We start from the raw sequence: 24,866 nt of genomic DNA, 5'->3' as shown, positions 1-24,866 counted from the left end.
TTGGCCTCCGACTTGCCCGGCCCGCCGGCCGCCCATCTCGCCACCGGCCAGCCGGCGCAGGTCGCGCCGACGCCGCCGCCGGCCACCGATCCGACCGCGCCGCCGGCGCCGGCCGCCTCCTCGGGCCCGGCCGCCGCGCCGACTCCCGCCGCCCCGCCCGCGCCGACCGAGCCGCCCCCGCCGCAGTGAGCGCGACGCGGCCGTCGCCGACGACGCCCGGCGCCACCCTCTGCCCGCGCTGCGGCAACGGGCTCCGCGACGATCAGGAGTGGTGCCTGGAGTGCGGGCTCGCCGCGCGCACTCGGATCGACCCGCCGCCGGGCTGGAAGCTGCCGATCGCCGTCTCGGTCGTCGTGCTCGCGCTCGTCGCGGCGGCGATCGCCTTCACGCTCGTGGTCCTGCTCGACGAGCAGCAGGCGCCGCCGACGCCGGCGACCGTCACGACGATCCTGCCGCCGGCCGCGGCGACGCCGGAGGCCCCGGCCGTCACGCCGGAGACGCCGCCGGCGACGACGCCCGGCGCGGCCGTCCCGGGCACGACGACGCCAGGCGCGACCACGACGCCCGGCGCCGCCACCACCCCGGGCGCGGCGACGACCCCGGCCCCCGGCTCGCCCGGAGCGACCGGCATGCCCGGTGACGCCGCCGACGGCGGCGCGACCCCGTCGCCGGGCTCGCAGGCGCAGCCGAACGCGCCCGTGACGCCGGACGACAGCACCGCCGGCGTCAGATAGAGCGCCCGCCCGAGCCGAGCCGAGCCGAGCCGCGTGAAGTTGCTGCGGTTTATCGACAGCAACTTCACGCGCATCGCATCACCGCATCGGCAGCGGCGCCGCCACCCTCAGCGCGCCGGCACGCTCAGCTGCGGCCAGCGCTGCGCCAGCCGCTCCAGCGCGACCGCCGCCTCGCGCGCCAGCGGCACGTCGCCGGGCGCCGCCGGCACCGATGCAGCGGTCAGCACCTGCAGCGTCGCCGCCGTCGAGCGAGCGAGCGCGTCGAGCGCGTAGCCGCCCTCCAGCACGCCGCCGAGCGGCACCTCCAGCTCGGCCGCCAGCCGCCGCACGATCGCGGTCATCGCCGCGAAGCCGGCGTCGGTCAGCGCGATCTGCGCGAGCGGATCCTCGCGGTGGGCGTCGAAGCCGGCCGAGATCAGGATCAGCTGCGGCGCGTAGGCGCGCGCCAGCGGCGTGACGACGTGCTCCAGCAGCGACAGGTAGGTCGCGTCGCCGCTGCCCGGCCCGACCGGCAGGTTGACCGTGTAGCCGGTCCCCGCGCCGCTGCCGACGTCGCCCGCCGGCCCGGTGCCGGGGTAGAGCGGCAGCTGGTGGATCGAGACGAACAGGACTCTGTCGCTCGCGTGGAAGATGTCGTTGGTGCCGTTGCCGTGGTGGACGTCCCAGTCGAGCACGAGCACGCGCTCGAGGCCGTGCTCGTCGAGCGCCCGCTGAGCCGCGACGGCGACGTTGTCGAACAGGCAGAAGCCCATCGCCCTCGCCGCCTCGGCGTGGTGGCCGGGCGGTCGCAGCGCGCTGAAGCCGGTCGGGTTGACGCCGGTCAGCAGCCGGTCGACCAGCTCGACGGCGCCGCCGGCCGCCCGCAGCGCCGCCTCGTAGGAGGCCTCGACGACGAACGTGTCGGCGTCGATCTGGCCGCCGCCGGCGGCGCACAGCTCGTCGATCGCGCGGATGTAGCGGACCGGGTGGATCGCCGACAGCGCCGATTCGGCGACGCGCGGCGCCTGCACGCGCTCCATCCCGAACCAGTCGTGGCGCTCCAGCTCGCGCTCGATCGCGACGATCCGGGAGGCTCGCTCGGGGTGCTCGCCGGTGTCGTGCAGGAGCGACGAGGGGTGCGAGAGATAGACCGGAGACGACATGCGAGTACCGTACTGGCCCCCTCGCATGGAACGACCCGTCACGATCGAGGCCGATCTCGCCGTCGTAGGAGCGGGAGGAGCCGGGCTGTACACAGCTCTCACCGCCGCCTCCGCGGGCGCGCGCGTCGCGCTCGTCTCCGCCACGCCGCTGGCCGAGTCGTCGTCGTACTGGGCGCAGGGCGGCCTCGCCGCAGCGTTGGCGATCGACGACAGCCCCGAGCGGCATCTGCACGACACGCTCGTGACCGGCCGCGGCACCGTCCGCCGCAGCGCCGCCGAGGCGCTCACGAACGAGGCGCCGGCGATGGTGAAGGACCTCGCGCGGCTCGGCGTCCAGTTCGACGCCGACCGCCGCGGCCGCCTCGCGCTCGGCCTGGAGGGCGGGCACAGCGTGCGCCGGATCGTCCACGCCGGCGGCTCCGCGACCGGCCGCCGCGTCTCACGTCAGCTGGCGGCGCTCGCGGCCGAGGACGAGCGCATCCTGGTGCTGGAGGACTGCGCCGCGACGGCGGTGCTGCAGGTCGACGGCCGCGCCGCAGGCGTGCGCCTGCGCGACGGGCGGCTCGTGCTCGCGCGCGCGGTCGTGCTGGCGACCGGCGGCGCCGCGGCGCTGTGGGCGCGCTCGACCAACCCTGTCGGCTCGACCGGAAGCGGGCTGCTGCTGGCGCAGCGGGCCGGCGCCGCGCTCGCCGACCTGGAGATGGTCCAGTTCCACCCGACGGCGGTCGCGGGCATCGACGGGGCCGACTCGTTCCTCGTCACCGAGGCGGTCCGCGGCGAGGGCGCGCTGCTGCTCGACGCCGGCGGCGAGCGCTTCGTCGACGAGCTGCTGCCGCGCGACGAGGTCTCGCGCGCGGTCGCGCGCACGATGCTCGAGAGCGGCGCCGACTCGGTCTCGCTCGACATGCGCGCGGTCGACCCGGAGCATTTCCCGAACGTCGTCTCGGTGCTGCGCAGAGCGGGGCTCGACCCGGCCAGAGATCTGATCCCGGTCGCCCCGGCCGCCCACTACATGATGGGCGGGATCGCGACCGACCTCGACGGCCGCTCGTCGCTGCCGGCGCTCTACGCCGTCGGCGAGTGCGCCTGCACCGGCCTCCACGGCGCCAACCGGCTCGCCTCCAACTCGCTCAGCGAGTGCTTCGTCTTCGGCCGCCGCGCGGCGCTGGCGGCGCTCGACGAGCCGGCGCTGACGGCGCTGCCGCAGGCGCCCGCCTCCACTCCCCCGCCGAGACTGACGGCGGAGAGCCGCGCGGCGCTGTGGCGCGACGCGGGGATCGAGCGCGACGCCGCCGGCCTGCGCCGGCTGCTCGACGATCCGCACCCGATCGTGCGGCTGGTCGCGGCGAGCGCGCTGGCGCGCGAGGAGAGCCGCGGCGCCCACCAGCGGCGCGACTTCCCGACGGTCGACACGGCACTCGACGGCCACCACACCGTCGTCACGAGCGACGGTGCGCCGTCGCTTGTGTTCTGGCGCTGACATCCCCTGTCACACATGCAGACGAACGCGCGCGTTCAGCGTCGCGCTCCTGACGCCGCGTCAAGCGAACGCAAACGTTCCGAGTTAACACGCGGTTAATAGTTCCATGGCCTGAGCTTCACAAGGCGGTGGGATGCTCACGCCTGCCAACGAGGAGTTCGGCACGGGGACCGAGAAGGAGAGATTGGCGTCATGTATCGCTTCAGTCGAGCGATCTACCGCGAACTTGCGAGCGAGATCGTCGAGGGCCCGACCACAGCGGGCACCATCAACAACCATGAGCGGGTGCTGAAGGCCTGCGAGTCCGCGATCGAGCGGCTCGCGACCGACCGGCACTACTTTGCGAGGCCCGCTCGCACGTTGTTCCACGACATCCGCCCGTATTTCCCGATGTCGGCGCAGGCGCGGATATTCCACGTCATCGACCGTTACATCGCGTGCGCGGACGAGTTCCTGTCGCGCCAGCCGATGACTGGTTACGACCTCGCCGGGAACCCGCTGCAATGTAGGGCGACTACCCGCAAGGGCACCCCCTGCCAGCGCATGCCGCTGCCGCACAACGGCTACTGCCCGTCGCATCAGCATCTCGCCGAGACCGAGATCGCCGAGCGCGAGGCCGCCGCCGCACTGGCCGGCGAGCGCGAAGCCGCGCTGGCCGCAGCCTGATCCACCGCCTGACGACAGCACGGCGCCGCGCCGGATAGCGTGCGCGGCGCGATGCTGCTGGGAGTCGACGTCGGCGGAACCTTCACGGACGCCGTCCTGTTCGGGGACGGGCTGCTCGTGACGGCCAAGTCGCCGACGACGCCGGAGGACCAGTCGCGCGGCGTGATGGCCGCCGTCACCGCCGTGCTCGATCGCGCCGGACGCGGCGCCGCCGACGTGACCGTCTTCGCCCACGGCATGACGGTCGCCACGAACGCGCTGCTGGAGGGCAGATCGGCCCGCACCGCGCTGATCGCGACCGCCGGCTTCGCCGACGTCGTCGAGCTCGGCCGCCAGGCGCGCGCCGACCTCTACCGCCTCTGCGCCGCCCATCCGGCCCCGCTGGTCCCGCCCGCGCTGCGCTTCGAGGCGCCGGAGCGGATGACGCCGGACGGCCCGCTGCGCCCGCTCGCGCGCGACGACGCCGCCGCGCTGGCGCGCCGCGTCGCCGCGGCCGAGCCGGAGGCGGTCGCGGTCACGCTGCTGCACGCCTACCGCCACCCCGAGCACGAGCTGGCGCTGCGCGAGGCGCTCGTCGCCGCGCTGCCGCAGGCGCACGTCTCGCTCTCGCACGAGGTCGTCGGCACCTTCCGCGAGTACGAGCGCGCGGCGACGACCGAGATCGACGCGGCGCTGTCGCCGCTGGTCGGCCGCTATCTGCGCCGGCTCGCCGAGCGCGCCGCCGCGGCAGGCCTGCCGGAGCCGGCGATCATGCAGTCCAACGGCGGCCTGATCGACCTCGGCGCGGCCGCCGGCCACGCCGCCTGGACCGTCCTCTCCGGGCCTGCCGGCGGCGCCGAGGGCGCGGCCTTCGCAGCCGCCGACGCGCGCGTCGAGCGCGCACTCTGCTTCGACATGGGCGGGACCTCCTGCGACGTCTGCGTCGTCCACGACGGCGCCGTCGCCGAGAGCGCCGCGGGCAGGATCGCCGGCCGCCCGATCGCGCTGCCGACGCTCGACGTCCACACCGTCGGCGCCGGCGGCGGCTCGATCGCCTGGCGCGACGCCGGCGGCGCGCTGCGCGTCGGCCCGCAGTCGGCGGGCGCGCAGCCCGGCCCCGCCTGCTACGGCCGCGGCGGCGAGCTGCCGACCGTCACCGACGCCAACCTGCTGCTCGGCTACCTGCCGCCGGACGCGCCGCTGTCGGAGACGGTCGCGCTCGACCTCGGCGCCGCCCGTGCCGCCGTCACGCGGCTCGCGGAGGAGCTGGGGATCGCGCCGCTCGCCTGCGCCGAGGGGATCGTGCGCGTCGCCAACGCGGAGATGACGCGCGCGCTGCGGGTCGTGACGGTCGAGCGCGGAATCGACCCGCGCGATCACGCGCTCGTCGCCTTCGGCGGCGCCGGCCCGCTGCATGCCGCCGCGATCGCCGACGAGCTGGGAATCGACCGCGTGCTCGCGCCGCGCGCCTCCGGCGTGCTGGCCGCCTTCGGCCTCGTCGTCGCGCCGCGCCGCCGCGACGCCCAGCGCAGCGTGCTGCGCAGCGGCGAGGCGCTGACGGCGGAGGCGGTCGCGGCCGACGTCGCGGCGCTGGCGCGACAGGCGCGCGCGGCACTCGGCGAGGCCGACGCGGAGATCGCCGCGAGCTACGCGCTGCGCTACCGCGGCCAGGCGTTCGAGCTGACGGTCGACGGCCCGCCGCAGCCGACGCCGGCCGCGCTGCGCGAGGCGTTCGAGCAGGCGCACGAGCGCCGCTACGGCTACCGCGACGCGGCGCAGCAGATCGAGCTGGTGACGGTGCGCGTGCGCGCGCTCGTGGCCAGCCCGGCCGCCGACGGCGCGCGCCTGCCGCGCCCCCTGCCCGACGACGCGGCGCCGCCCGTGCCCGGCCGCCGCGAGGCGCGGCTCGACGGCGAGCAGGTCGCGCTCGACGTCTGGCGCGGGGCGCTGCCGCCGGGACTGGAGCTGCGCGGCCCGGCCGTCTGCGAGCTGCCGGAGTCGACGCTGCTGGTGCCGGCCGGCTGGCGCGGCGTCGTGCTGGAGAGCGGCGGCGTGGAGCTGACGCGTGAGGTGGCCGCATGAGCGCACTCGACCCGGTCCAGCTGCAGGTCGTCGTCGGCGCGCTGCGGGCGACCTGCGAGGAGATGGGCGCGGTGCTGATCCGCTCCGCCCACTCGGCCAACATCAAGGAGCGGCGCGACGCCTCGACGGCGCTGTTCGACCCGGCCGGCGAGATGGTGATGCAGGCCGAGCACATCCCGGTCCACCTCGGCGCGATGCCGGCGGCGGTCGCGGCGGTGCTCGGCGAGCAGCACGCGCCGGGCCGCTCGTGGGTCCTCAACGACCCCTACCGCGGCGGCACCCACCTGCCCGACATCACGGTGATCACGCCGGTCTACGCGAACGACGGGCTCGACGCCGCGGGCGCGGGCGAAGGCGCGGGCGGAGCGGGCGCGGTCGAGGCGGGCGCGGGCGCGGCGGGCGCGGGCGCGCTGCTCGGCTTCGCCGCCAACCGCGCCCACCACGCCGACGTCGGCGGCCCGACGCCGGGCTCGATGCCGGCTGACAGCAGCACGCTCGCCGACGAGGGCGTCGTGATCGCGCCGCAGCCGCTCGACGACGCGGCGATCGACCGGCTCGTCGCGCAGATGCGCCAGCCCGACCAGCGCCGCGCCGACCTGCGCGCCCAGCTGGCCGCCAACCGCGCCGGCGCGCTGCGGCTCGCCGAGCTGGCACGCGCGACCGGCGTCGCGACGCTCAGACAGGCGATGACCGAGGTGCTCGACTACGCCGAGCGGCGGGCGCGCGCCTGCATCGCGGAGCTGCCCGACGGCGTGCGCGAGGCGCAGGACGTGCTCGAAGGGATCGAGGGCGACGTGCCGCTGCGGCTGCGCGCGACCGTCGACGGCGACCGGCTCGTGCTCGACTTCTCCGGCAGCGCCGCCGAGCACGACGGCAACCTCAACTGCCCGCTCGCCGTCACGCGCTCGGCCTGCTACTTCGCGGTGCGGGTGCTGACCGACCCCGACATCCCGCCGAGCGCCGGCGCCTACCGCCCGATCGAGGTGATCGCGCCGCAGGGCTCGCTGCTGAACGCGACGCCGCCGCACGCGGTCGTCGCCGGCAACGTCGAGACCTCCTCGCGCGTCGCCGATCTCGTGCTGGCCGCCTTCGGCCGCGCGCTCGGCCAGGGGACGATGAACAACCTGACGCTCGGCAACGACGACTTCACCTATTACGAGACGCTCGGCGGCGGCCAGGGCGCCTGCCCGGACGCCGACGGGCCGAGCGCCGTCCACGTCGCGATGTCGAACACGCTCAACACGCCGGTCGAGGCGCTGGAGCTGGAGTTTCCGCTGCGCGTCGTCGAGTACGGGCTGCGGCGCGGCTCCGGCGGCGCGGGCGCGCACGGCGGCGGCGACGGGATCGTGCGCGAGCTGGAGGCGCTGGCGCCGATGACCTGGTCGCTGATCAGCGAGCGGCGCCGGCACGCGCCGCCCGGCGCCGACGGCGGCGAGCCCGGCGCGCGCGGCCGCAACCTGCTCGACGGTGAAGAAGTCGCTGCCAAGGCGCGCGGCCGTCTGGACCCCGGTTCCCGGCTGCGGGTCGAGACGCCCGGCGGCGGCGGCCACGGCGCCGCCTGAGCCGTCTCGCGCGCGTCCCGCCGCCCGCCCGCGGACCGTCTCCGCACCAGCACGCGACGCACCGGACCCCGGACGGTCAGCGCGCAGGCGCCTGAATGCGTTAGGGAAAACGTTTAGGCAGGTTGCGAAAGACTCGTGAAAAAGCGCGAATTAGCAGGGAAATTTGGGAAATCCCAGGGGTTTCCCTAGAATGGAGTTCCCGGCGTGAAATGTTGCATCTTCGCGCAAACGGGCATATACGCATCCTCTCCCCTCCCCCGGAACTATGCCGATTGCTTTCAAAGAATGGGCCGTGACTGTGCGCGCGCTCGCCGAAGGCGAGCAACTCGTAACACTGCGCAAGGGCGGCATCCGCGAACAAGAGAAGCACTTCAAGCTCGACCACGAGCGGTTCTTCCTCTACCCGACGTTCGACCACCAGCGCCGCGACCTCGTTCGTGAGTCTCACCAGCCCGAGATGGCGCGTGCGCTCGAAGAGGGCGTCTGGCCCGAAGGCGAGCCGCCGCCGCACGCGCTGACGCGTGACGGCGACATCCCGCAGCCCGATCGCGTGAGGATTCGTGCGTGGGCCGAGGTCGCCGACCACTGGACGATCACCGACCGCCGCGCGGTCGACGCGCTGTCGCCGTTCTACGTGTGGACGCCCGACTACGCGGAGAAGCGGCTCGACTGGAAGCGCCGTCATCCGCTCCACGTCGTGCTGCTGCGCACGTACCGCATCCCCCGCCCCGTCACGGTCAAGGTCCGCGACGACTACGGCGGATGTCGCTCCTGGCTGGAGATCACCCGCGATCTCCCGTTCGAGGGCACACCGGTCCTCTCCGACGACGAGTTCGAGCGCGCCTCCGAGGAGATCCGCGCGATCGTCGGCGGCCGCGTTCCGGCCCTCGTCTAGCCCGCAGCATCCCGCAGTGACCCCTCGCGACGAGGCGCCGGCCGCCGGCATCGAGCAGTTGCTCGCTGGCCGCCGGGCCCTCGCGATCGGGATCGGCGGCGGCGGTGACGTCGTCGGCGCGCTCGCCGTCGCGGAGTGCGCACGTGCGCTCGGCGGTGACGCCGTCCTCGGCGGCGTCACCTGGGAGCGGCGGCCGATCGATCCGCTTCCCGGCGCGCGCAGCATCGACGAGCTGCGCGACGCCGAGGTGCTCCACCCCGCCGCCGCGCTGGCCGGGCCGCAGACGAGCGGCCCCGGCGGCTTCCTCTTCGCCGAGTCGCGGATGGCCGCGCTGACCGGGGCGTGGGTCGCGCTGATCGACCCCAACCCCGGCCCGGCCGCGATCGCCGACGGCATCGCCGCCGCCGTCAGACGGCTGGAGTGCGACCTCGTCGTGCTCGTCGACGTCGGCGGCGACGTGCTCGCGCACGGCCACGAGCCGGGGCTGGCGAGCCCGCTCTGCGACGCCGTCATGCTGGCGGCCGCGCCGCTGCTGAACGCGCGCGGCATCGAGACCGTCGCCGCGCTCTTCGGCGCCGGCTGCGACGCCGAGCTGACGCCCGACGAGGTGCAGGAGCGGATCGCCGAGGTCGCCGCCGCCGGCGGCATGCTCGGCGTCTGGGGCCTCGGCCAGCAGTCGCTGCAGCGGCTCGACACGGCGGTCGCGGCAGTCCCGACGGAGGCGAGCGCACAGGCGGTCGCCTGCGCCCGCGGCGCCTGGGGTCCGCAGCCGATCCGCGACGGCCGCCGCACCGTGATCCGCACGCCCGCGGGCGGCCTCACCTTCTTCTTCGACCCCGCCGCCGCGATCGCGACGGCCGCGCGCTGCGCCCGCGCCGTGCTGGAGGCGCCCTCGATGGAGGCGGCGCAGGAGATCCTCTCCGGCCTCGGGATCCGCACCGAGCTGGACTTCGAGCGCGACGCCGCGGCCGGTCTGATCTGACGCCGCGTGAGCGGGGTCCGATCGTGCGATCATCCCCTCCCCGATGGCTTGGGACGAGACCTTCTCGGCCTCCTTCCGCGCCCGCCACGAGACGGCGGACGCGGACGACGCCGCCCGCATGCTCGACTCGCTGGAGCGCACCCGCGCGCGGCTCGACGTGCTGTTCCCGAGAACTGTCCCCGACGTCACCGTCGTCTTCCACAGATCGCCGTGGCTGCTCGACCTGGCCCACCCGCTGGTGCCGTTCGAGCGGCTGCTGACGGCGCCCGCCGCGCGCCGCTACGTCGTCGGCTCGGTGACGGCCAACACGATCCACGTGCTCGGCCCGAGCACGCTGTCGCAGCGGGCGACCGGGGTCGACGGCTCGCGCGAGATGCTGCAGCGCGCCCCTGACGTGCTCTACGCGCGGCTCGTCGTCGGCGCCAACAACCGCCGCCTGCCGCCGCCGGCGACGCCGCCCGCGCTGCTCCAGCGCGTGCGCTGGGCATGGCTGGTCGAGGGCGCGGCGCGCTTCTTCGCGGGCCAGGTCGAGCATGCGCGGCCGGCGATCGCGCGGCGGCTGCGCGAGGGCGGCCGGCCGTCGTTCCCGCCGAGCCTGCGCGACGCGGCCCTGCTCGGCGGCACCGTGCTCGACCTGCTCGCACGCGAGGAGGGCCCGGAGGCCGCGATGCGGCTCGCCTGCTACCTCGACCCCGAGGGGCCGGAGAAGGCGCTCTACGACGCCTTCGGCCACCGCGAGCTGGTCCATACCGAGGGCGCCTGGCGTGCGCACCTCGCGCGCCTCGCCGACCTCGGCGGCGCGAACCCCTCGCGCAGGCGCCGCTGACTAGAAGATCGCGTCGGCCGCGTAGATCAGCGCCGCGACGACCGCGAGCACCAGCAGGATCACCGCGAACAGCTTCGTCGGCGACGGGCCGGCTGGAGCGGCGTCGGGCAGCAGGTGGGCCTGCAGCAGCACGTCGCGCGTGGCCGAGACGCCGGAGCGCGGCACCATCACGTCGCGCGGGCCGGAGGCGAGGAAGTCGGGCACGTCGAAGCCCATCGAGCGCCGCAGTATCGAGGGCACGCCCTCCTCCAGCAGCAGGCCCTGGATGAACTCGCCCTCTATCTGGTTTCTGACGCCGAGCACGCGCACCAGCTCGCCGCGCGCGTACTCGGGGTTGACCTTGCCGGCAGTGTCGTCGCGCGGCAGGGTCATCGCGCTACTCGACGATCCTCAGCTCGGCCTCGCTGACCGCGCCGTCGACGATGCGCCAGGCGCGCACGTCGGGCTCGGCGTCCTTCAGGCCGACGATCACGTAGAGCGAGTCGGGATAGAAGGCGAGGTTGATGTCGGTCTGCGACGGCTCGGGGACCGTGCGCGTGTGCGAGTGGTAGATCGCGCCCAGCTCGTGGCCGGCGTCCTCGATCGCGTCGAGGATCCTCAGCTGCTCGCGGCCGTCGATCTCGTACCGCAGCGGGCTGGCCGCGAGGTTCTCGGCCTGGAAGATTCTGACGGCGGCGCCGTCGGCTGACGCGATCATGCCGCAGCACTCGTTCGGCGCGTCGGCACGGGCGTGGGCGATCAGCTGATCGTAGAGTTCGCGGGCGATCTTCATCGCCCGCGAATCTACCAAGCTTGAGCTGTTCCGCAGAGAAGGTGCGGGAACTACGCGGCGTCGCGCTCGCGCGACTCGCTGCGGACGGCGGTGAGCTCGCGCTCGTCGTCGTCCTTGTCGGTGCCGGCGAGGGAGTCCTTGAACTCGCGCATGCCCTTGCCGATCGACTTGCCAGCCTCGGGCAGCTTCTTCGGGCCCAGGATGATGAGCGCGATGACGAGGACGAGGATGATCTCCATCGGTCCGATCTGAGAGAACATGTGGGGTCTCGGCTCCTTGTAGCGGGCCATCCGCCGCCGCTGATGACGGCTACGACGCGGACGGGCGGTGCGGATGGGTTGCAGTCATGCTACTCGTGATGCGGCGATCCAGCCAGCTCGGATCACCGGGTCGTCAGGGAATCGCGGCGTCTCCGGTCTCGAACGGGCTCGGCACGACGATCTCCGGCAGCTCGCTCAGCAGCCCGCGCAGGACGGTCGCGTGCTGTCCCTCGGCCGCCATGATCTGGGCCGCGAGCGTCAGCAGCCTCGGCGCGCCCAGCTCGCGCACGGCCTCCAGGTAGAGCGTGATCTGAGCGTTCTCCAGCTCGACCGCGAAGCGCGCGACGTCGCTCGCGGTGACGATCTGGTCGAGCGGATGGCGCAGCCCCTGCGCCGCCCGCGCTCTCGCCAGCGCGGCGTCGTCGCCCGGCACGGCCGGCGCTCTGACGCCGAGCGTGTCGAGCTCGCTCGCGAGCACGTCGGCGTGTTCGCGCTCCTGGCGCCGCAGCCGTCTCAGCAGCGTGTGCAGTCGCGGCTCGCCCGGCCCGTCGCGCAGCGCGGCGCCGTAGCTGGCGATCACGACCTGCTCCAGCGTCAGCGCGCGCGTCAGGATCTCGGCGTCGCTGCCGGCCTGCGCCCGCGCGATGCCGACCCCGCCGACCGCGCCCGTGCCCACGAGCGCCAGCGCCGCTCCCCCGCTCGCGCCCGCCAGCAGCGCCCGCCGGCTGAGCCTGGCGTCCATCTCAACTGCCGCCCGTCACGAACGCGGTCGGCAGCGGCCAGCGGCCGAGCCGCTCCAGCAGGCAGGAGGCGTGCTCGGCCTCGCAGGCGGCGATCGAGGCGATCGTCGCGCGCAGCAGCGGGTCGGCGACGCGCGGCACGACCTGCAGGTAGACGGCGATCGTCTGCTGCTCCAGCGACTCCAGCGACCTGAGGATGTCGCGGCCGTTGCCGGGCAGGCCGAAGTCGTAGCTGGGGCGCGGCCCGACCGGCGTCCCGCCGGCGCTGCCGACCAGCTCGCGCAGCCGTCTGACGTGCGCGCGCTCGTGCGACAGGAACAGCTCGCCGTCGGCGAGCGCGCGGCCCTCCAGCAGCGGCAGGCCGGAGAGGTAGGCGGCGACCAGCCGGTGCTCGGCCGCGAGCGCGCCGTTGAGCAGGTCGACGTCGGCGTCGTCACCGCCGCCGGCCGGCAGGCGGCCGGGCGGCGTCGTCGCGAAGCCGTCGCCGTCGTCGCCGTTGCCACCGCAGCCGGCGGCGAGCAGTCCGGCCGCCGGCACTGCCGCGAGGCCGCGTGCGGCCCCGCGCAGAAAGCTCCTTCGCGACGGGTCGTCTACCACCAGACGGTCGAGTCGAGGTTCGCGACCTCGTCGACCGGCAGGGTGTAGATCCCGGAGGAGAGGTACTTCCAGCCGTCGTCGGCGACGATGAAGACGACGTTGCCCTCGTCCAGCTCGCCCGCGATGCGGACCGCCACACGGGCGATCGCGCCCGAGGAGACACCGGCGAAGATGCCCTCCTCGTCGAGCAGCTTGCGCGTCCAGACGATCGCGTCGCGGTTGGTGACGAAGATCTTCCGGTCCAGCAGCGACAGGTCGATGATCGGCGGGATGAAGCCGTCGTCGAGCGAGCGCAGGCCCTGCACGGGCTCGCCCTGCATCGGCTCCGCGGCGACGATCTTGATCGTGTCGCCGAGCGCCTCCTTGAAGCGGCGCGCGTTGCCCATCAGCGTGCCGCCGGTGCCGAGACCGGCGACGAAGGCGCTGATCTCGTCCAGCTCCTCGAGGATCTCCAGCGCCGTCCCGTTGTAGTGGGCGTTCGGGTTGGCGATGTTGCCGTACTGGTACGGCATGTAGTAGCTGGAGTCGTCCTCAGCCATTCTGAGCGCCAGCTCGACGGCGCCGTTGGAGCCCTTCGAGCCGTCCGAGTAGACGATCTCGGCGCCGTACATCTGCAGCAGCTGGGTGCGTTCCGGCGTGACGTTGTCGGGCATCACGACCTTGAGTCTGTAGCCCTTGCGCTTGCAGATCATCGCGAGCGAGATGCCGGTGTTGCCGGAGGTCGGCTCGAGGATCGTCTGGCCGGGCTTGATCGCCCCTCTGGCCTCCGCGTCCTCGATCAGCGAGCGGGCGACGCGGTCCTTGACGGAGCCGGTCGGGTTGCTGGACTCCAGCTTCGCCCAGATGCGCACGCCGGGCTTCGGCGAGAGGCGCTTCAGCTCGACGAGCGGCGTGTTGCCGATCGCCTGGACGATGTCGCCGTAGCGACCGCCGCAGGGCTTGTTCTCAAGGCGTTCAGAAGCCATTGCTTCACGGAGTGTAGCGGCGCAGGGCAAGCGGGATCCGGGCACCCGTCAGGTGCCCGGACCACAAAACTGCTTGCTCAGGCGCCGCCGGCCATCGCCGGCAGGATCACGAGCGTGTCGCCCTCGCCGACGGCCGTCGAGAGGCCGTCGAGCACGCGCACGTCCTCGTCGTTGAGGTAGACGTTGACGTAGCGGTTCAGCTCGCCGTCGGCGGCGAACAGCTGCGACTGGGTCTGCGGGTGCGCGCTCGCCAGCGCGTTGAGCACCTCACCGACGTTCGAGCCGTCGGCGCTGACGGTCTTCTCGCCGCCGACCGACGGACGCAGGACCGGTGGGATCTTCACGGTTGCCATAGTCAGACCACCCTAACCGGCCGCGGCGCAGAACGCCTCGTAATCGGGGAACACGCCCATCTCGTCGTCGCTGATCGACTCGGGGTCGCGCGAGCAGATCGGGCAGTCCGGGTCGCGCCGCACCTTCAGCTCGGTGAAGGTCGCGCCGAGCGCCTCGTACAGCAGCAGGCGGCCGATCAGCGGCTCGCCCTCCTCGAGGATCAGCTTGACGACCTCGGTCGCCTGCAGCAGGCCCATCGTGCCCGGCAGCACGCCGAGGACGCCGTTGGCGCCGCAGGAGGGCGCCAGCTCGGCCGGCGGCGGGGTCGGGTAGAGGCAGCGGTAGCAGGGGCCGTCGAACGGCTTGAAGACCGACAGCTGGCCGTCGAAGCCGAGGATCGAGGCCGACACGACCGGGATGTTGAGCCGCACCGAGACGTCGTTGATCAGGTAGCGCGTGGGGAAGTTGTCGAGGCCGTCGACGATGATGTCGTAGCCCTCGACGATCTCCATCACGTTGGAGGCGTCGAGCCGGACCGGGTACTTGACGACTCTGACGTCCGAGTTGAGGTTCGCGATCGTCGCCTCGGCCGAGTCGACCTTCGGCTCGCCGACGCGGTCCTGCGTGTGGATCACCTGGCGCTGCAGGTTCGACAGGTCGACCGTGTCGTTGTCGACGATGCCGAGCGTGCCGACGCCGGCCGCCGCGAGGTAGAGCGCGGTCGGCGCGCCGAGGCCGCCGGCGCCGAGCAGCAGCACTCTCGCGTCGAGCAGCTTCAGCTGGCCCTCGACGCCGACCTCGGGCAGCAGCAGGTGGCGCGAGTAGCGGTCGCGCTGCTCGGGCGTGAGCGTGCGCGGGACCGTCACCTCGTAGCCGCGGTCCTTCCACAGCGTGATGCCGCCGGTCATCGACGAGACGTCGGTGTAGCCGAGGTCCTCGCTGAGCGTGCGCGCCGCGTAGGCGGAGCGGTTGCCGGAGGCGCAGTAGAGGACGATGTGGGCGTCGCGGTCGGGCACGACGCCGTCGATCCGCGACTCCAGGTACGCGCGCGGGACGTGTCTGGCGCCGGGCAGGTGGGCGACCGAGAACTCCTCGTTCTCGCGCACGTCGATCAGTACCGTGCCGTTGCCGAGCTGCTCGTGCACGGCCGCGGGATCCACCTCTTGGATCTGGCTCTTGATGGTGCGGAGCAGCTCCGCTCCGGAGGGACTCATCCGAGAAATCTCCTCAAACTGGGTCGGGATTCGGTCACTTCAGAAAGGATAGCGGCCCGGTAGCCTCTCGGGAGTCGTGCCCGCCCGTCTGCGCCTCACCGCCCTCGTCACCACCGCGATCGTCGTCGTCGCACTCGCCGCGATCGTCCTCCTCGGCAACGGCGACAGCACCAGCCCGACGAGCGCCAGCGCCGACCCGACCGGCTTCCACGGCGCGGTCCGCCCGCCCGGCGCGCCGGTCCCCGAGCTCGACCTGAGAGACCAGGACGGCAGGCTCGCGACGATGCGCGAATACCGCGGCAGACCGTTCGTGCTGACCTTCATGTACTCGACCTGCGAGGACACCTGCCCGCTGACAGCGCAGCAGATCCGCGGGGCGATCGACGACCTCGGCCGCGCGGTGCCGGTGCTGGCGGTCAGCGTCGACCCCAGAAACGACACGCGCTTCCACATCGACAACTTCCTCGTGAAGCAGAGAATGAACGGCCGCATGCGCTTCCTGACCGGGACGCGCGCGCAGCTGGAGCCGATCTGGCAGGCGTACGGGATCCAGCCGCAGGGCGAGGGCTTCGAGCACTCCGCCTCGACCGTCGTGATCGACGCCGACGGCAGACAGCGGGTCGGCTTCCTCACCAGCCAGCTGACCTCCGAGGGCCTCGCCGCCGACCTCAAGCGGCTCGGCGCCTAGAACGCAGGAGGGCGGCCCGCGGGCCGCCCTCGTCCACGTCTATCTGGTCAGGCTCAGCTGCACTTCGAGTTCGGCGAGGTCGCCGAGACCGGGCCGCTGATGAACGGCGCGCCCTGGTCGAAGGTGAAGTCGGCCGCGAACGGCCAGCCGCCCTTGGGGCAGCTCGTCGTCGCGACGTACGGCACCTTGACGGTTCTCTTGCCTCTCTTGACCGTCGTCGTCGCCTGGACCTTGACCTGGAAGTAGGTCAGCGGCGCCCACGCGATCGGCGGGATGACCTCCTGCAGCTCGTCCGGGATCTTGACGTTCAGCTGCCAGCCGTAGTCGCCCTTCGACTTGACCAGCTTGCCGCTGATCGGCGCGGCGATGTCGATCGGGACGGTCGTCTCGACGAACAGCTGGAGCGAGTTGCCGGGGCTGTTGACCGCGGTCACCTTCAGCGTCGAGTTGACGCGCGTCGAGTTGACGAGGCCGAGCGCTCTCGCGGTGCCTCTGCCGACGATCGAGCCCTTCGGGCAGCTCGACAGCGATCTCGTCGCCTTGATCGTCGCCGGGGAGCAGGTCGGGAACGCTCTGTTGTTGAACGTCACGCCCTTGGCGAACTTGACGACGACCGTGTCGCTCGTCGCCGGGTTCTCGGTCGGGCTCTGGATCACGACGTTGATCGCGGCCGGCTTCGGCTTCTTCGCCGTGCCGGACTTGCCGGGCGTGATCTTCACGTCCAGCTTCTGGACCATGTCCGTCGGCTCACCGGCCTGTGCCGTGGCAGCGGTGAGGCCGATCGCGGCCAGCGAGACCCCCGCGAGGGTCCGCCAACGTGGAAACGACATGCACTCCTCCTATGGGTACTGCGGTGCGGATGGGACGTAGGGAATCTGTGTTCGAACACGTCGCCCCGTGCCAGCGATGCGTCGAGTTCGTGACAGAAGTCCGTATCCGGACAACTGTACGGGTTTCTCTGACTCAGGTGGAAGCGTTTCTCGCGGCGGCGGCTCTTCTGGCCGCGTCGCGTCTGCGCTGGCGGAGCGTGCTGACGGCGAGCGCGCCGGCCAGCAGCAGAGCCGGCGCGGCGTAGATGATCGACACGTACCAGTGGCCGATGTGGGCGAAGACGGTCATTGGTTGGCCGCCGAGATCAGCCACAGCGCGAGGCAGGTGAAGGCGACCATCACCGTGAGCATCCAGATCTGGGAGCGGATCGCCGCACGGCCGCCACGGTAGAGGGCGAGCGCGCGGTCGTGCGCCAGCACGAGCGCACCGATGTGTCCGAGCACGATCACGACCACCTGGAGATACCAGATCCCGGTCGCGGAGATCACCGTGTAGTCGATCGTCCAGGAAGCGGTGCCGAGCAGGTCGGAGCCGTTGCCGAGCGGATCCGACAGCAGGTAGCCGTACGCCTGGCCCTGGTAGATCAGCAGCGAGGCGTAGTGCGCGAGCGCGTAGGCGAGCGCGATCGGCACGAGCGTGTGGACGAAGGCGGCCGCCAGCTCGCCGGCGCTGCGCTCGCGGTCGACCGTGCGCATCCCGAGGATCCCGAGCCGGAAGACGAGCGCGACGAGCAGGAAGCAGGCCAGCAGGCCGACCGTGAAGGCCGCCTCGCCGGCACCGGTCGCGCTCATCCCGAGGTCCTCGAAGACGCTCTGGAGGTGCGGCGCCAGATCGGTCCAGAGCGGCCCGCCGGAGGCGCCGTCGAAGGTCGTCGAGCCGATCATCACGCACAGCAGCGCCACCGTCCCCGGCAGCACCGGCAGCGACGGCAGCCCGTCGAGCGGGCGTCGCAGCCACAGCGCGCCGGCTCTGCGCGTCAACGGCGCGATGCGCGCGAAGAGGCCGAAGAAGGCGCCGAAGCCGTCGCCGTTGCGGCTCCACGCCTCGATCCCCCAGACGCTCATCCCGATCAGCTGGATCGCGCCGTAGACGAGCGCGAGGATCGCCAGCAGCTGCGGGTCGTCGCGGTCGACCGAGACCAGCTCCAGCCAGGCGAAGGCGGCGATCGTGACGACCGCCGGCCACTGCCCCAGCAGCCGCGGCCACGCCAGCGCCTCCGGCACCGCCTCCGCCCCGCCGCGCCGCAGCCGGCCCGCCAGCCAGGCCGCCGCGCGCGCGAGCGCCCGCCACGGGCTCAGCAGCCGGAAGACGTCGCCGAACAGCATCGAGGCGACGACGAGGCCGACCCAGAAGACGACGTAGACGGTCGTCGGCGCGAAGTTGGCGGTCGGCACGGCGGTGCCGGCGAAGCCGGCGTAGACCGTCAGCGCGAAGATCGCGAGCCCGACCGCGCCGAGCAGCACGTCGGCCCACGCGCCCAGCGCCAGCAGCCGCCGCTCGCGCGGTCTCTGCAGCCGCGGCTGCGGCCACAGCAGGCCGAGCGCGGCGAACGAGATCACCAGCACGATCGCCGCCGCCCATGCGAACAGCCAGGTCGGCAGCGGCAGGTCGGCCTTGCCGACGAGGCCGTGCGCGGAGGCGCTGGCGGGCAGCAGCGCGAGCAGCGCCGTCGCGGCGAGCGCGGGCGCGGCGAGCAGGCGGAGCGGACGGGACGCGGTCATGGTCTGGGCCGGCCGCGAGCGGCGGTCGGCGGAGCTCGCGATTCTACGCGGCGATACCCTTCCCGCCTCATGCGCCTGCCAGACGAAGCCCAGATCCTCGCCCCCGCCTTCCCCGCCCCGTCGAGATGGGTCAACGTCGCGATGCTGCGGATGGACAAGGAGCAGGGCCATCCCGTGCTCGTCGAGTTCTGGGATTTCTGCCGCGTCAACTCGCTGCGCACGCTGCCGTACCTGAAGGCGTGGCACGAGCGCTACGCCGAGGCCGGCCTGCGCGTCGTCGGCATCCACGCCGCCGGCTTCCAGGCCTCCGCCGACCCGGACGCGATCCGCGCCGCCGTCGCGCGGCTGGGGATCGAATATCCGGTCCTGATCGACGGCGAGCTGAAGGCGGCTGAGTCCTACGGGATCGACGGCTGGCCCAGCCGCTACCTGTGGGACGACAGCAGCAGACTGTTCGAGGTCCACATCGGCGAGGGAGGCTACGTCGAGACCGAGCTGGCGATCCAGGAGCTGTTGGGGATCGAGCAGGAGCCGGTCCCACCGGTCCGTCCCGAGGACGAGCCGGGCCTGCTGCTGCCGGCGCAGACGGCTGACCAGCAGGGCGAGTGGTCGGGCCCGTACGAGGCCGGCGGCGTCTGGGCGGTGCTGAGCGGCAGCGGCAGCGTGCGCGCCAACGGCCAGCAGATCGTCGTCGCCCATCCCGGCTGCTACCAGCTGGTCTCGCACGAGCACCACACGACCGGCGTGCTCGAGCTCGAGGTCGGCGACGGCGTCACCTGCGAGGCCGTCTGCTTCACGCCCGGGATCGCGTCCGCCTAGGCGGACAGCTCGTCCCAGGAGCGGTCGCCGAGCAGGTCCAGCCGCCGCGGCGGCGTTCCCGGCTCGGCGCCGACGACGATCGCGCGGCCGGGCCAGTAGGGGCTCTCCCCCGGCGTTCTCGTCAGGAAGTGGCGCTCGAAGACCCACGTGCCGGTGTTGTGCAGCGCGATCCCGCCGGCCGCGTGCCAGACGGCGAGGTCGTCGCCCGGCAGCGGGCCGCTGCGGTGGGTGTGGCCGAACAGCACGTGTCTGGCCTCGATTCCGAGCGCCTCGACGGCGGCGCCCATCGCGCGCGTCCCGGCGACGCCGAGCGCCGGCCCTGAGACGTCGGCTCTGACCGGGCCGAGGCCGGCGCGGTTGACGGCCGCGACGCCGAGCGGGAAGAGCGCGCCGAGCGCCCGCCGCCGCAGCGGCTTGTGGCCGTCGCCGGCGATCGCGTCCCAGACTCTGACCGACACGCCCTGCGTGCCGCGCGGCGTGCCGCCGCCGCGGCGCGACTGCTGCGCGAGCGAGTACGACCAGGCGTAGATCGGTGCCAGCGCCGCCTCGTAGTCGTCGGGCGTCGCGTCGCGCAGCGACGGACGGCCGACGATCCGCCCCATCGCGCCGGCCGACAGCCGCTCGAAGGTCGGCACCGTCGTGTGACGGTCGAGGTAGTGGCCATGCAGCGCGTAGACGTCGTCGCGCAGCCAGATGCCCGGGTAGGCGAGCGTCAGCCGCGCGGGCGCGAGCCGATCGGCCAGCGCGGCGACGGCGTCGCCCGGCTCCCAGCTCGCCCGCTGCTCCAGCCCCAGCGGCGGCGGGGCGGTGTCGCGGCGGAGGCGCTCCAGCCACGGCGCGACCAGCTGGTGGTCGTGGTTGCCGGGCACGAGCACGACCTCGCCGTCGCCGCCGAGCGCCGCGCCGAGCCGCTCGAAGAACGGCCGCGCGACTGCGAAGGCGTCGCGCAGCGGACCCTGCCGCAGCTCGATCGCGTCGCCCAGCAGCACGACGCGCTCGATCCGCTCGCGCGCCAGCGCCGCGCGCAGCGGCTCGAACAGCGCCTCCTGCCGCAGCAGGTCACGGCCGTCGGCCGCGCCGAGGTGCAGATCGGAGATGACGAGCGTGGCCGGCAGGCGTGCGTCCCCTCGCGCCCGTGAGCCCGCGCCGGCGGCTGCTAGGCCGACTGCGCCGCCATCGCCTGGCGGATCGGCTTCGGCAGCATGAAGCGGACGTCCTCCTTGACGACCTCGAGCTCCTCGACCGACGCGGTGCCGCGCGCTCTGAAGAACTCGACCAGCCGCTGCACCAGCTCCTCGGGCGCGCTCGCGCCGGAGGTGATGCCGACGACGCGCTTGCCCTCCAGCCACGCCTCGTCGACCTGACCCTCGTGGTCGATCAGGTACGAGTCGGTGCCGAGGTCACGCGTGACGTCGACCAGGCGGCGCGAGTTGGAGGAGTTCTGCGAGCCGATCACGAGCACCAGGTCGCACGCTCTCGCGAGCTGCTTGACGGCCGCCTGGCGGTTGGTCGTCGCGTAACAGATGTCGTCGGTGCGCGGCCCGGTGATGTTGGGGAACTTCTCGCGCAGACGCGCGATGATCGCCCTCGTCTCGTCGACCGACAGCGTCGTCTGCGAGATGTAGGCGACCTTGTCGGCGTCGGCGATCTCGAGCGTGTCGACGTCCTCTTCGGTCTCGACGAGCACGATGTGGTCGGGCGCCTCGCCCATCGTGCCCTCGACCTCCTCGTGCCCGGCGTGGCCGATCAGCACGATCGTGTAGTCGTCGGCGGCGAATCTGACCGCCTCGCGGTGGACCTTCGTCACCAGCGGGCAGGTCGCGTCGATCGTCTGCAGGCCGCGCTTGGCCGAGTTCTCGTGGACGCTCGGAGCGACGCCGTGGGCGGAGAAGACGACGGTCGAGCCCTCGGGGACCTCCGACTCGTCGTCGACGAAGATCGCGCCGCGCGAGCGCAGCTGTTCGACCACGTGCTTGTTGTGGACGATCTCCTTGCGCACGTAGACGGGCGCACCGTGGAAGTCGAGCGCGCGCTCGACGGTCTGGACGGCTCGGTCGACGCCCGCGCAGTAACCGCGGGGGGAGGCGAGCAGAAGTTTTTCGGGCGTAGGACGCATGTGACTCGACACAGTGTAGGCAACCCTCTACGGTGGCCTCATGGCCGAGATGGTTCGCAACGACGCCGGGGGGCTCTCGCCGAAGCAGGAGCAGAAGGGAACCAACAAGTTCGTCGAGCTTGTCGGGATCGTCATCGTCGCCCTGCTGCTCGCCTTCCTGATCCAGGCGTTCTTCATAAAGACGTACCGGATCCCGAGCGGCTCGATGGAGCCGACGCTCGACATCGGGCAGCGCGTGCTCGTCAACCGCATCGGGATGCGCTTCGGCGATCCGAAGGTCGGCGACATCGTCGTCTTCCACCCGCCTGCCGGCGCCGACATCCAGCCCGCCCGCTGCGGCGCGGCCGACGAGGGCGGCAGCAGCGCCAAGCCCTGCTCGGTCGCGACTCCCGAGGAGTCGAAGCAGACCTTCATCAAGCGCGTCGTCGGCACCGGCGGCGACACGATCGCGATCCGCGACGGACACGTGATCCGCAACGGCAGACTGCAGAGAGAGACGTTCGTCAACGAGTGCGGCGACGGCTTCGGCTGCAGCTTCCCCGGCACGATAACCGTGCCCCAGGGCAGCTTCTACATGATGGGCGACAACCGCGGCGCCTCCGACGACAGCCGCTACTGGGGGCCGGTCCCGAAGGACTGGCTGATCGGCACCGCCTTCGCGACCTACTGGCCGCCGAAGCGGATCGGCGTCTTCTGACGCAGCAGCTCGACGAGCGCCTCGCCCGTCGCGTCGAGGCTCGGCTCCTCGACCTGGTCGAGGCGGTCGCAGCTGTCGTGGAAGCAGGCGTAGTCGAAGTCGATCAGGTCGATCGCGGTCACGCCCGCGCGTGCGAACGGCGTGTGGTCGTCGAGGATCTCGCTGCGCGTCTTGCCGGGGAAGACGCGCACGACGCCGACGCGCGCGGCCGCGTCGCGCAGCCGCTCCCAGGCGGCCGGGTCCGAGCCCTGCTCGCGCTCCAGCCGCAGCCCTCTCTGGCCGACGAAGTCGACGTTGACGACGGCGCCCAGGTCGCGCGCGTGACGGCGCGCGTACGCCTTGCTGCCGCGCAGGCCGGTCGCGTAGAAGTCGGCGTCGTCGTCCGGTGACTCCTCGCCGTCGAACAGCACGAAGCGCAGCTCGGGCGCGCCGGCCGGCCGTCTGATCGTTCTCAGCACGCGCGCCAGCTCCAGCACGACCGCGGTGCCGGCGGCGCCGTCGTTGGCGCCCTGGAAGCCTCTCTCGCCCGGCAGCACCTTCGTGTCGTAGTGGGCGCTGACGACGATCGCCGGTCTGCTGCCGGGGAGCGTGCCGACGATGTTGCGCAGCCCGCCGGGGACCTGCTCGAAGCGGCCGCCGGGCAGCTGCGTGCGCAGCCACGCGGCCAGCCTGCGCGAGGCGGCGGAGCCGGCCGGGCGCTGGCCGTGGGCGACCTGTCTGGCGACGAGCGCGTGAGCGCGCGCGCCGTCGAAGCGGTTCGCGGTCGCGACCGGCGTGCCGGGGATGTCGACCGAGCCGCCGGAGCCGGCGAGGACGATCGCAGCGCCGATCCCGATCGCGCCGCAGAGGAAGACGGGCAGCAGTGCCCAGCCGAGTCCGCGCGTCGCCATCGGCACAGCTTGGCAGGCGTTCGGCCGACGTGGCGTTCGCCTTGGAGGAGTTCCGGCTATACGCTTGAAAATCCGACCACTGTTGGTAGCTGCTGGGGAGGCACTGAAGCGTGGCGCAGGAACACCTCGATCGACTGACCGCCGTAGATGCGTCTTTCCTGCATCAGGAAGACGCGGCGTCGCACATGCACATCGGCGCGGTCACGATCTTCGAGGGTCCGCCGCCGCCGTTCGCGGCCGTCCTCGATCACATCCGCGGCCGGCTGCAGTTCGTCCCCCGGTATCGCCAGAAGCTCGCCTACCCGCCGCTCGACAGCGGCCGGCCGCTGTGGGTCGACGACCCGACCTTCAACCTCGAGTACCACGTCCGTCACAGCGCGCTGCCGGCGCCCGGCAGCGAGCAGCAGCTCTACCGGCTGGCGGCGCGGATCGGCTCGCAGCAGCTCGACCGCTCCAAGCCGCTGTGGGAGTGCTGGTTCGTCGAGGGCCTCGAGGACAACCGCTTCGCGCTGATCTTCAAGACCCATCACGCGCTCGTCGACGGCGTCTCCGGCGTCGACCTCGCGACGGTCCTGTTCGACCTCCAGCCGGTCCCGCCGAGACTCGACCCCGAGGCGACGCCGTGGCAGCCGAAGCCGGAGCCGACGAGCGCCGAGATGGTCGCCGCCGGCGTCGCCGGGCTCGTCAAGACCGGCATCGACATCGCCTCCAAGGCGCTCGCCGCCGCGACCAATCCCAGCGGCGCCGTCGAGGCGCTGCGGGAGGCGTCGGAGGGGATCGGCGAGATCGTCTGGGCCGGCCTCAACCCGGCGCCCGACACGCCGCTGAACGTGCCGATCGGCCCGCACCGCCGCTACGCGATCGTGCGCAACGAGCTGGCCGACTTCCGCTACGTCAAGGGCGCCTTCAACGCGACCGTCAACGACGTCGTGCTTGCGCTGATCTCGGGCGCGCTCGGCAGATGGCTGCGCTCGCGCGGGATGCGGACCGAGGGGCTGGAGTTGCGCGCGCTCGTGCCGGTCTCGATCCGCGCCGAGGGCCAGAGACACCAGCTCGGCAACCAGATCGTGCTGATGCGCGGGCCGCTGCCCGTCTACATCAAGGACCCGGTCGCGCGGCTGCGCTTCGTCAAGGAGGCGATGGACGGGCTGAAGGAGTCCAAGCAGGCGGTCGGCGCGAGAGTGCTCGCCGACGTGCAGCAGCTGGCGCCGCCGACGGTGCTCGCGCAGGCGTCGCGGATCCAGTTCTCGACCCGCCTCTTCAACCTGCTGACGACGAACGTGCCGGGCCCGCAGTTCCCGCTCTACGTGCTCGGCCGCGAGCTGCAGGACCTCTTCCCCGTCGCGTTCCTGCCGAAGAACCATTCGCTGGCGATCGCGATCATGTCGTACAACGGCAGAGTCAACTTCGGCCTGCTCGGCGACTACGACAACCTGCCCGACATCGACGTGATCGCCGACGGGATAGCCGACGGGCTGGCGGAGCTGAAGCGCGCCGCGCAGGCGAAGGAGGCGCGCGCGGCCGGCGCCCGCGCGACGGTCAGCGCGGCGTCGTCGGCGCCGGCTCCGGCTCCGGCGAGAGCCCCGTCCGCGAACGGGACCGCTCCCGCGAGAGCCGAGAGAGCCCCGAGACGCAGACGCGCCGCCGCCGCGAGAACGCGCAGAGCGCCCGCGCGCAGGTCGCGCGAGCCGGTGGCGACGGTCTCCGCCCCCTCCGAGAACGGCACCGCCGAGCCGCAGCTGCTCCCGCGCGGGCCGGTCTCGCGAACGGACGGACCGGGCGCGGCGATGCGCGCGCGGAGGCGGCCGTCCTCGCGCAACGGCAGCGGCAGAGGCTCCTGACGCGGCTCAGCGGCGGCCGACGGCGTGGTCGCCG

At 73.0% G+C, this 24,866-nt stretch carries 27 protein-coding genes and 1 pseudogene; 13 read left to right on the top strand and 15 right to left on the bottom strand.

The genetic code is table 11. The features are described 5' to 3' along the window. Together Q7L73_RS20220 and Q7L73_RS20215 are read left to right on the top strand one after the other, a co-directional pair. Window positions 1-189, top strand: a pseudogene (locus tag Q7L73_RS20220) (DUF732 domain-containing protein); the annotation flags it as partial. Further along, a complete protein-coding gene (locus Q7L73_RS20215; protein WP_304693457.1) occupies window positions 186-734 on the top strand; it encodes a hypothetical protein in 549 nt (182 codons plus the stop codon). The pseudogene Q7L73_RS20220 and the gene Q7L73_RS20215, both read left to right, overlap by 4 nt. A 107-nt stretch (window positions 735-841) precedes the next feature. On the opposite strand, the gene Q7L73_RS20210 is transcribed toward Q7L73_RS20215, so the two are convergent. Then, window positions 842-1,876 carry a histone deacetylase gene (locus Q7L73_RS20210; protein ID WP_304693455.1) on the bottom strand — a complete coding sequence of 345 codons (1,035 nt, stop codon included), beginning with the start codon at window positions 1,874-1,876 and terminating at the stop codon, window positions 842-844. A gap of 25 nt (window positions 1,877-1,901) precedes the next feature. Between Q7L73_RS20210 and Q7L73_RS20205 the strand changes: the two genes are divergently transcribed. The 7 genes from Q7L73_RS20205 (at window position 1,902) to Q7L73_RS20175 (ending at window position 10,348) form a co-directional block, all read left to right on the top strand. Then, the gene (locus tag Q7L73_RS20205) at window positions 1,902-3,356 is read left to right on the top strand and encodes an L-aspartate oxidase (RefSeq protein WP_304693453.1); all 1,455 of its coding nucleotides are present in this window, start codon (window positions 1,902-1,904) and stop codon (window positions 3,354-3,356) included. Window positions 3,357-3,548: 192 nt separating this feature from the next. Beyond that, on the top strand, window positions 3,549-4,022 hold the full coding sequence (locus Q7L73_RS20200) for a DUF5763 domain-containing protein (protein WP_304693451.1): 474 nt from the start codon (window positions 3,549-3,551) through the stop codon (window positions 4,020-4,022). A gap of 51 nt (window positions 4,023-4,073) precedes the next feature. Beyond that, window positions 4,074-6,083 carry a hydantoinase/oxoprolinase family protein gene (locus Q7L73_RS20195; RefSeq protein ID WP_304693450.1) on the top strand — a complete coding sequence of 670 codons (2,010 nt, stop codon included), beginning with the start codon at window positions 4,074-4,076 and terminating at the stop codon, window positions 6,081-6,083. Continuing rightward, window positions 6,080-7,645, top strand: a complete 1,566-nt coding sequence (locus Q7L73_RS20190; protein ID WP_304693448.1) for a hydantoinase B/oxoprolinase family protein — start codon at window positions 6,080-6,082, stop codon at window positions 7,643-7,645. The genes Q7L73_RS20195 and Q7L73_RS20190 overlap by 4 nt, the downstream gene beginning before the upstream one ends. A gap of 265 nt (window positions 7,646-7,910) precedes the next feature. Beyond that, complete coding sequence (locus tag Q7L73_RS20185) at window positions 7,911-8,540, top strand: DUF1802 family protein (RefSeq protein ID WP_304693446.1); 630 nt, start codon at window positions 7,911-7,913, stop codon at window positions 8,538-8,540. 16 nt (window positions 8,541-8,556) lie between these two features. After that, the gene (locus Q7L73_RS20180; protein ID WP_304693445.1) at window positions 8,557-9,522 is read left to right on the top strand and encodes a DUF1152 domain-containing protein; all 966 of its coding nucleotides are present in this window, start codon (window positions 8,557-8,559) and stop codon (window positions 9,520-9,522) included. Window positions 9,523-9,565: 43 nt separating this feature from the next. Next, the gene (locus Q7L73_RS20175) at window positions 9,566-10,348 is read left to right on the top strand and encodes a hypothetical protein (protein ID WP_304693443.1); all 783 of its coding nucleotides are present in this window, start codon (window positions 9,566-9,568) and stop codon (window positions 10,346-10,348) included. Here the strand turns inward: Q7L73_RS20175 and Q7L73_RS20170 are convergent, their stop codons facing one another. The 8 genes from Q7L73_RS20170 to moeB form a co-directional block, all read right to left on the bottom strand. Next, a complete protein-coding gene (locus tag Q7L73_RS20170) occupies window positions 10,349-10,720 on the bottom strand; it encodes a hypothetical protein (protein ID WP_304693441.1) in 372 nt (123 codons plus the stop codon). It lies immediately after the preceding gene. Between the two features lie 4 nt (window positions 10,721-10,724). Further along, window positions 10,725-11,120, bottom strand: coding sequence for a M67 family metallopeptidase (locus tag Q7L73_RS20165; protein WP_304693439.1), 396 nt, complete (start codon window positions 11,118-11,120; stop codon window positions 10,725-10,727). 50 nt (window positions 11,121-11,170) lie between these two features. Next, the gene (locus Q7L73_RS20160; protein ID WP_304693462.1) at window positions 11,171-11,380 is read right to left on the bottom strand and encodes a twin-arginine translocase TatA/TatE family subunit; all 210 of its coding nucleotides are present in this window, start codon (window positions 11,378-11,380) and stop codon (window positions 11,171-11,173) included. Window positions 11,381-11,513: 133 nt separating this feature from the next. Beyond that, a complete protein-coding gene (locus Q7L73_RS20155) occupies window positions 11,514-12,122 on the bottom strand; it encodes a ferritin-like domain-containing protein (protein ID WP_304693437.1) in 609 nt (202 codons plus the stop codon). 1 nt (window position 12,123) lies between these two features. Further along, the gene (locus Q7L73_RS20150) at window positions 12,124-12,657 is read right to left on the bottom strand and encodes a ferritin-like domain-containing protein (RefSeq protein ID WP_304693435.1); all 534 of its coding nucleotides are present in this window, start codon (window positions 12,655-12,657) and stop codon (window positions 12,124-12,126) included. Window positions 12,658-12,710: 53 nt separating this feature from the next. Continuing rightward, window positions 12,711-13,682, bottom strand: a complete 972-nt coding sequence (locus tag Q7L73_RS20145) for a PLP-dependent cysteine synthase family protein (RefSeq protein WP_304693433.1) — start codon at window positions 13,680-13,682, stop codon at window positions 12,711-12,713. A 77-nt stretch (window positions 13,683-13,759) separates the two neighbouring features. After that, a complete protein-coding gene (locus Q7L73_RS20140) occupies window positions 13,760-14,035 on the bottom strand; it encodes a ubiquitin-like small modifier protein 1 (RefSeq protein WP_304693431.1) in 276 nt (91 codons plus the stop codon). A gap of 12 nt (window positions 14,036-14,047) precedes the next feature. Continuing rightward, window positions 14,048-15,229, bottom strand: a complete 1,182-nt coding sequence (gene moeB / locus Q7L73_RS20135; protein ID WP_304693430.1) for a molybdopterin-synthase adenylyltransferase MoeB — start codon at window positions 15,227-15,229, stop codon at window positions 14,048-14,050. A 76-nt stretch (window positions 15,230-15,305) separates the two neighbouring features. On the opposite strand from moeB, the gene Q7L73_RS20130 reads away from it, so the two are divergent. Beyond that, window positions 15,306-15,917 carry an SCO family protein gene (locus Q7L73_RS20130; protein WP_304693428.1) on the top strand — a complete coding sequence of 204 codons (612 nt, stop codon included), beginning with the start codon at window positions 15,306-15,308 and terminating at the stop codon, window positions 15,915-15,917. A gap of 53 nt (window positions 15,918-15,970) precedes the next feature. Here Q7L73_RS20130 and Q7L73_RS20125 read toward each other — a convergent pair whose 3' ends face one another. The 3 genes from Q7L73_RS20125 to Q7L73_RS20115 form a co-directional block, all read right to left on the bottom strand. After that, window positions 15,971-16,747, bottom strand: coding sequence for a hypothetical protein (locus Q7L73_RS20125; RefSeq protein WP_304693426.1), 777 nt, complete (start codon window positions 16,745-16,747; stop codon window positions 15,971-15,973). 133 nt (window positions 16,748-16,880) lie between these two features. Continuing rightward, window positions 16,881-17,036, bottom strand: coding sequence for a hypothetical protein (locus Q7L73_RS20120; protein WP_304693424.1), 156 nt, complete (start codon window positions 17,034-17,036; stop codon window positions 16,881-16,883). Continuing rightward, a complete protein-coding gene (locus tag Q7L73_RS20115) occupies window positions 17,033-18,469 on the bottom strand; it encodes a fenitrothion hydrolase (protein ID WP_304693422.1) in 1,437 nt (478 codons plus the stop codon). Before Q7L73_RS20115 ends, Q7L73_RS20120 begins: the two co-directional genes overlap by 4 nt. 69 nt (window positions 18,470-18,538) lie before the next feature. Here Q7L73_RS20115 and Q7L73_RS20110 point away from each other — a divergent pair, with 69 nt between their 5' ends. Then, window positions 18,539-19,288, top strand: coding sequence for a redoxin domain-containing protein (locus Q7L73_RS20110; protein ID WP_304693420.1), 750 nt, complete (start codon window positions 18,539-18,541; stop codon window positions 19,286-19,288). Here the strand turns inward: Q7L73_RS20110 and Q7L73_RS20105 are convergent. Further along, complete coding sequence (locus Q7L73_RS20105; protein ID WP_304693460.1) at window positions 19,285-20,385, bottom strand: metallophosphoesterase; 1,101 nt, start codon at window positions 20,383-20,385, stop codon at window positions 19,285-19,287. The two genes, Q7L73_RS20110 and Q7L73_RS20105, sit on opposite strands and share 4 nt — an antisense overlap. A 59-nt stretch (window positions 20,386-20,444) precedes the next feature. Continuing rightward, window positions 20,445-21,404: a 4-hydroxy-3-methylbut-2-enyl diphosphate reductase gene (locus Q7L73_RS20100; protein WP_304693418.1), complete on the bottom strand. Its 960-nt coding sequence runs from the start codon at window positions 21,402-21,404 to the stop codon at window positions 20,445-20,447. Window positions 21,405-21,444: 40 nt separating this feature from the next. Between Q7L73_RS20100 and lepB the strand changes: the two genes are divergently transcribed. Next, window positions 21,445-22,101: a signal peptidase I gene (lepB, locus tag Q7L73_RS20095; protein ID WP_304693416.1), complete on the top strand. Its 657-nt coding sequence runs from the start codon at window positions 21,445-21,447 to the stop codon at window positions 22,099-22,101. Here lepB and Q7L73_RS20090 read toward each other — a convergent pair. Then, the gene (locus tag Q7L73_RS20090) at window positions 22,068-22,991 is read right to left on the bottom strand and encodes a M28 family metallopeptidase (RefSeq protein ID WP_304693414.1); all 924 of its coding nucleotides are present in this window, start codon (window positions 22,989-22,991) and stop codon (window positions 22,068-22,070) included. The two genes, lepB and Q7L73_RS20090, sit on opposite strands and share 34 nt — an antisense overlap. A 110-nt stretch (window positions 22,992-23,101) precedes the next feature. Between Q7L73_RS20090 and Q7L73_RS20085 the strand changes: the two genes are divergently transcribed. Next, window positions 23,102-24,832, top strand: coding sequence for a wax ester/triacylglycerol synthase family O-acyltransferase (locus Q7L73_RS20085; RefSeq protein ID WP_304693412.1), 1,731 nt, complete (start codon window positions 23,102-23,104; stop codon window positions 24,830-24,832). Window positions 24,833-24,866 lie beyond the last annotated feature (34 nt).

The sequence above is a fragment of the Conexibacter sp. CPCC 205762 genome, assembly GCF_030646155.1.
Lineage (GTDB): Bacteria > Actinomycetota > Thermoleophilia > Solirubrobacterales > Solirubrobacteraceae > Conexibacter.
The sequence above is the reverse complement of the archived record's forward strand: the minus strand, read 5'-3'. Positions and strand labels throughout refer to the sequence as shown.

What these genes read in the sequence shown, in the direction of transcription:
- Q7L73_RS20210 (WP_304693455.1), bottom strand. Translation starts at nt 1,876, where the DNA reads ATGTCGTCTCCGGTCTATCTCTCGCACCCCTCGTCGCTCCTGCACGAC.
- Q7L73_RS20205 (WP_304693453.1), top strand. Translation starts at nt 1,902, where the DNA reads ATGGAACGACCCGTCACGATCGAGGCCGATCTCGCCGTCGTAGGAGCG.
- Q7L73_RS20200 (WP_304693451.1), top strand. Translation starts at nt 3,549, where the DNA reads ATGTATCGCTTCAGTCGAGCGATCTACCGCGAACTTGCGAGCGAGATC.
- Q7L73_RS20195 (WP_304693450.1), top strand. Translation starts at nt 4,074, where the DNA reads ATGCTGCTGGGAGTCGACGTCGGCGGAACCTTCACGGACGCCGTCCTG.
- Q7L73_RS20190 (WP_304693448.1), top strand. Translation starts at nt 6,080, where the DNA reads ATGAGCGCACTCGACCCGGTCCAGCTGCAGGTCGTCGTCGGCGCGCTG.
- Q7L73_RS20185 (WP_304693446.1), top strand. Translation starts at nt 7,911, where the DNA reads ATGCCGATTGCTTTCAAAGAATGGGCCGTGACTGTGCGCGCGCTCGCC.
- Q7L73_RS20175 (WP_304693443.1), top strand. Translation starts at nt 9,566, where the DNA reads ATGGCTTGGGACGAGACCTTCTCGGCCTCCTTCCGCGCCCGCCACGAG.
- Q7L73_RS20170 (WP_304693441.1), bottom strand. Translation starts at nt 10,720, where the DNA reads ATGACCCTGCCGCGCGACGACACTGCCGGCAAGGTCAACCCCGAGTAC.
- Q7L73_RS20165 (WP_304693439.1), bottom strand. Translation starts at nt 11,120, where the DNA reads ATGAAGATCGCCCGCGAACTCTACGATCAGCTGATCGCCCACGCCCGT.
- Q7L73_RS20160 (WP_304693462.1), bottom strand. Translation starts at nt 11,380, where the DNA reads ATGTTCTCTCAGATCGGACCGATGGAGATCATCCTCGTCCTCGTCATC.
- Q7L73_RS20155 (WP_304693437.1), bottom strand. Translation starts at nt 12,122, where the DNA reads ATGGACGCCAGGCTCAGCCGGCGGGCGCTGCTGGCGGGCGCGAGCGGG.
- Q7L73_RS20145 (WP_304693433.1), bottom strand. Translation starts at nt 13,682, where the DNA reads ATGGCTTCTGAACGCCTTGAGAACAAGCCCTGCGGCGGTCGCTACGGC.
- Q7L73_RS20140 (WP_304693431.1), bottom strand. Translation starts at nt 14,035, where the DNA reads ATGGCAACCGTGAAGATCCCACCGGTCCTGCGTCCGTCGGTCGGCGGC.
- moeB (WP_304693430.1), bottom strand. Translation starts at nt 15,229, where the DNA reads ATGAGTCCCTCCGGAGCGGAGCTGCTCCGCACCATCAAGAGCCAGATC.
- Q7L73_RS20125 (WP_304693426.1), bottom strand. Translation starts at nt 16,747, where the DNA reads ATGTCGTTTCCACGTTGGCGGACCCTCGCGGGGGTCTCGCTGGCCGCG.
- Q7L73_RS20120 (WP_304693424.1), bottom strand. Translation starts at nt 17,036, where the DNA reads ATGACCGTCTTCGCCCACATCGGCCACTGGTACGTGTCGATCATCTAC.
- Q7L73_RS20115 (WP_304693422.1), bottom strand. Translation starts at nt 18,469, where the DNA reads ATGACCGCGTCCCGTCCGCTCCGCCTGCTCGCCGCGCCCGCGCTCGCC.
- Q7L73_RS20110 (WP_304693420.1), top strand. Translation starts at nt 18,539, where the DNA reads ATGCGCCTGCCAGACGAAGCCCAGATCCTCGCCCCCGCCTTCCCCGCC.
- Q7L73_RS20100 (WP_304693418.1), bottom strand. Translation starts at nt 21,404, where the DNA reads ATGCGTCCTACGCCCGAAAAACTTCTGCTCGCCTCCCCCCGCGGTTAC.
- lepB (WP_304693416.1), top strand. Translation starts at nt 21,445, where the DNA reads ATGGCCGAGATGGTTCGCAACGACGCCGGGGGGCTCTCGCCGAAGCAG.
- Q7L73_RS20090 (WP_304693414.1), bottom strand. Translation starts at nt 22,991, where the DNA reads ATGGCGACGCGCGGACTCGGCTGGGCACTGCTGCCCGTCTTCCTCTGC.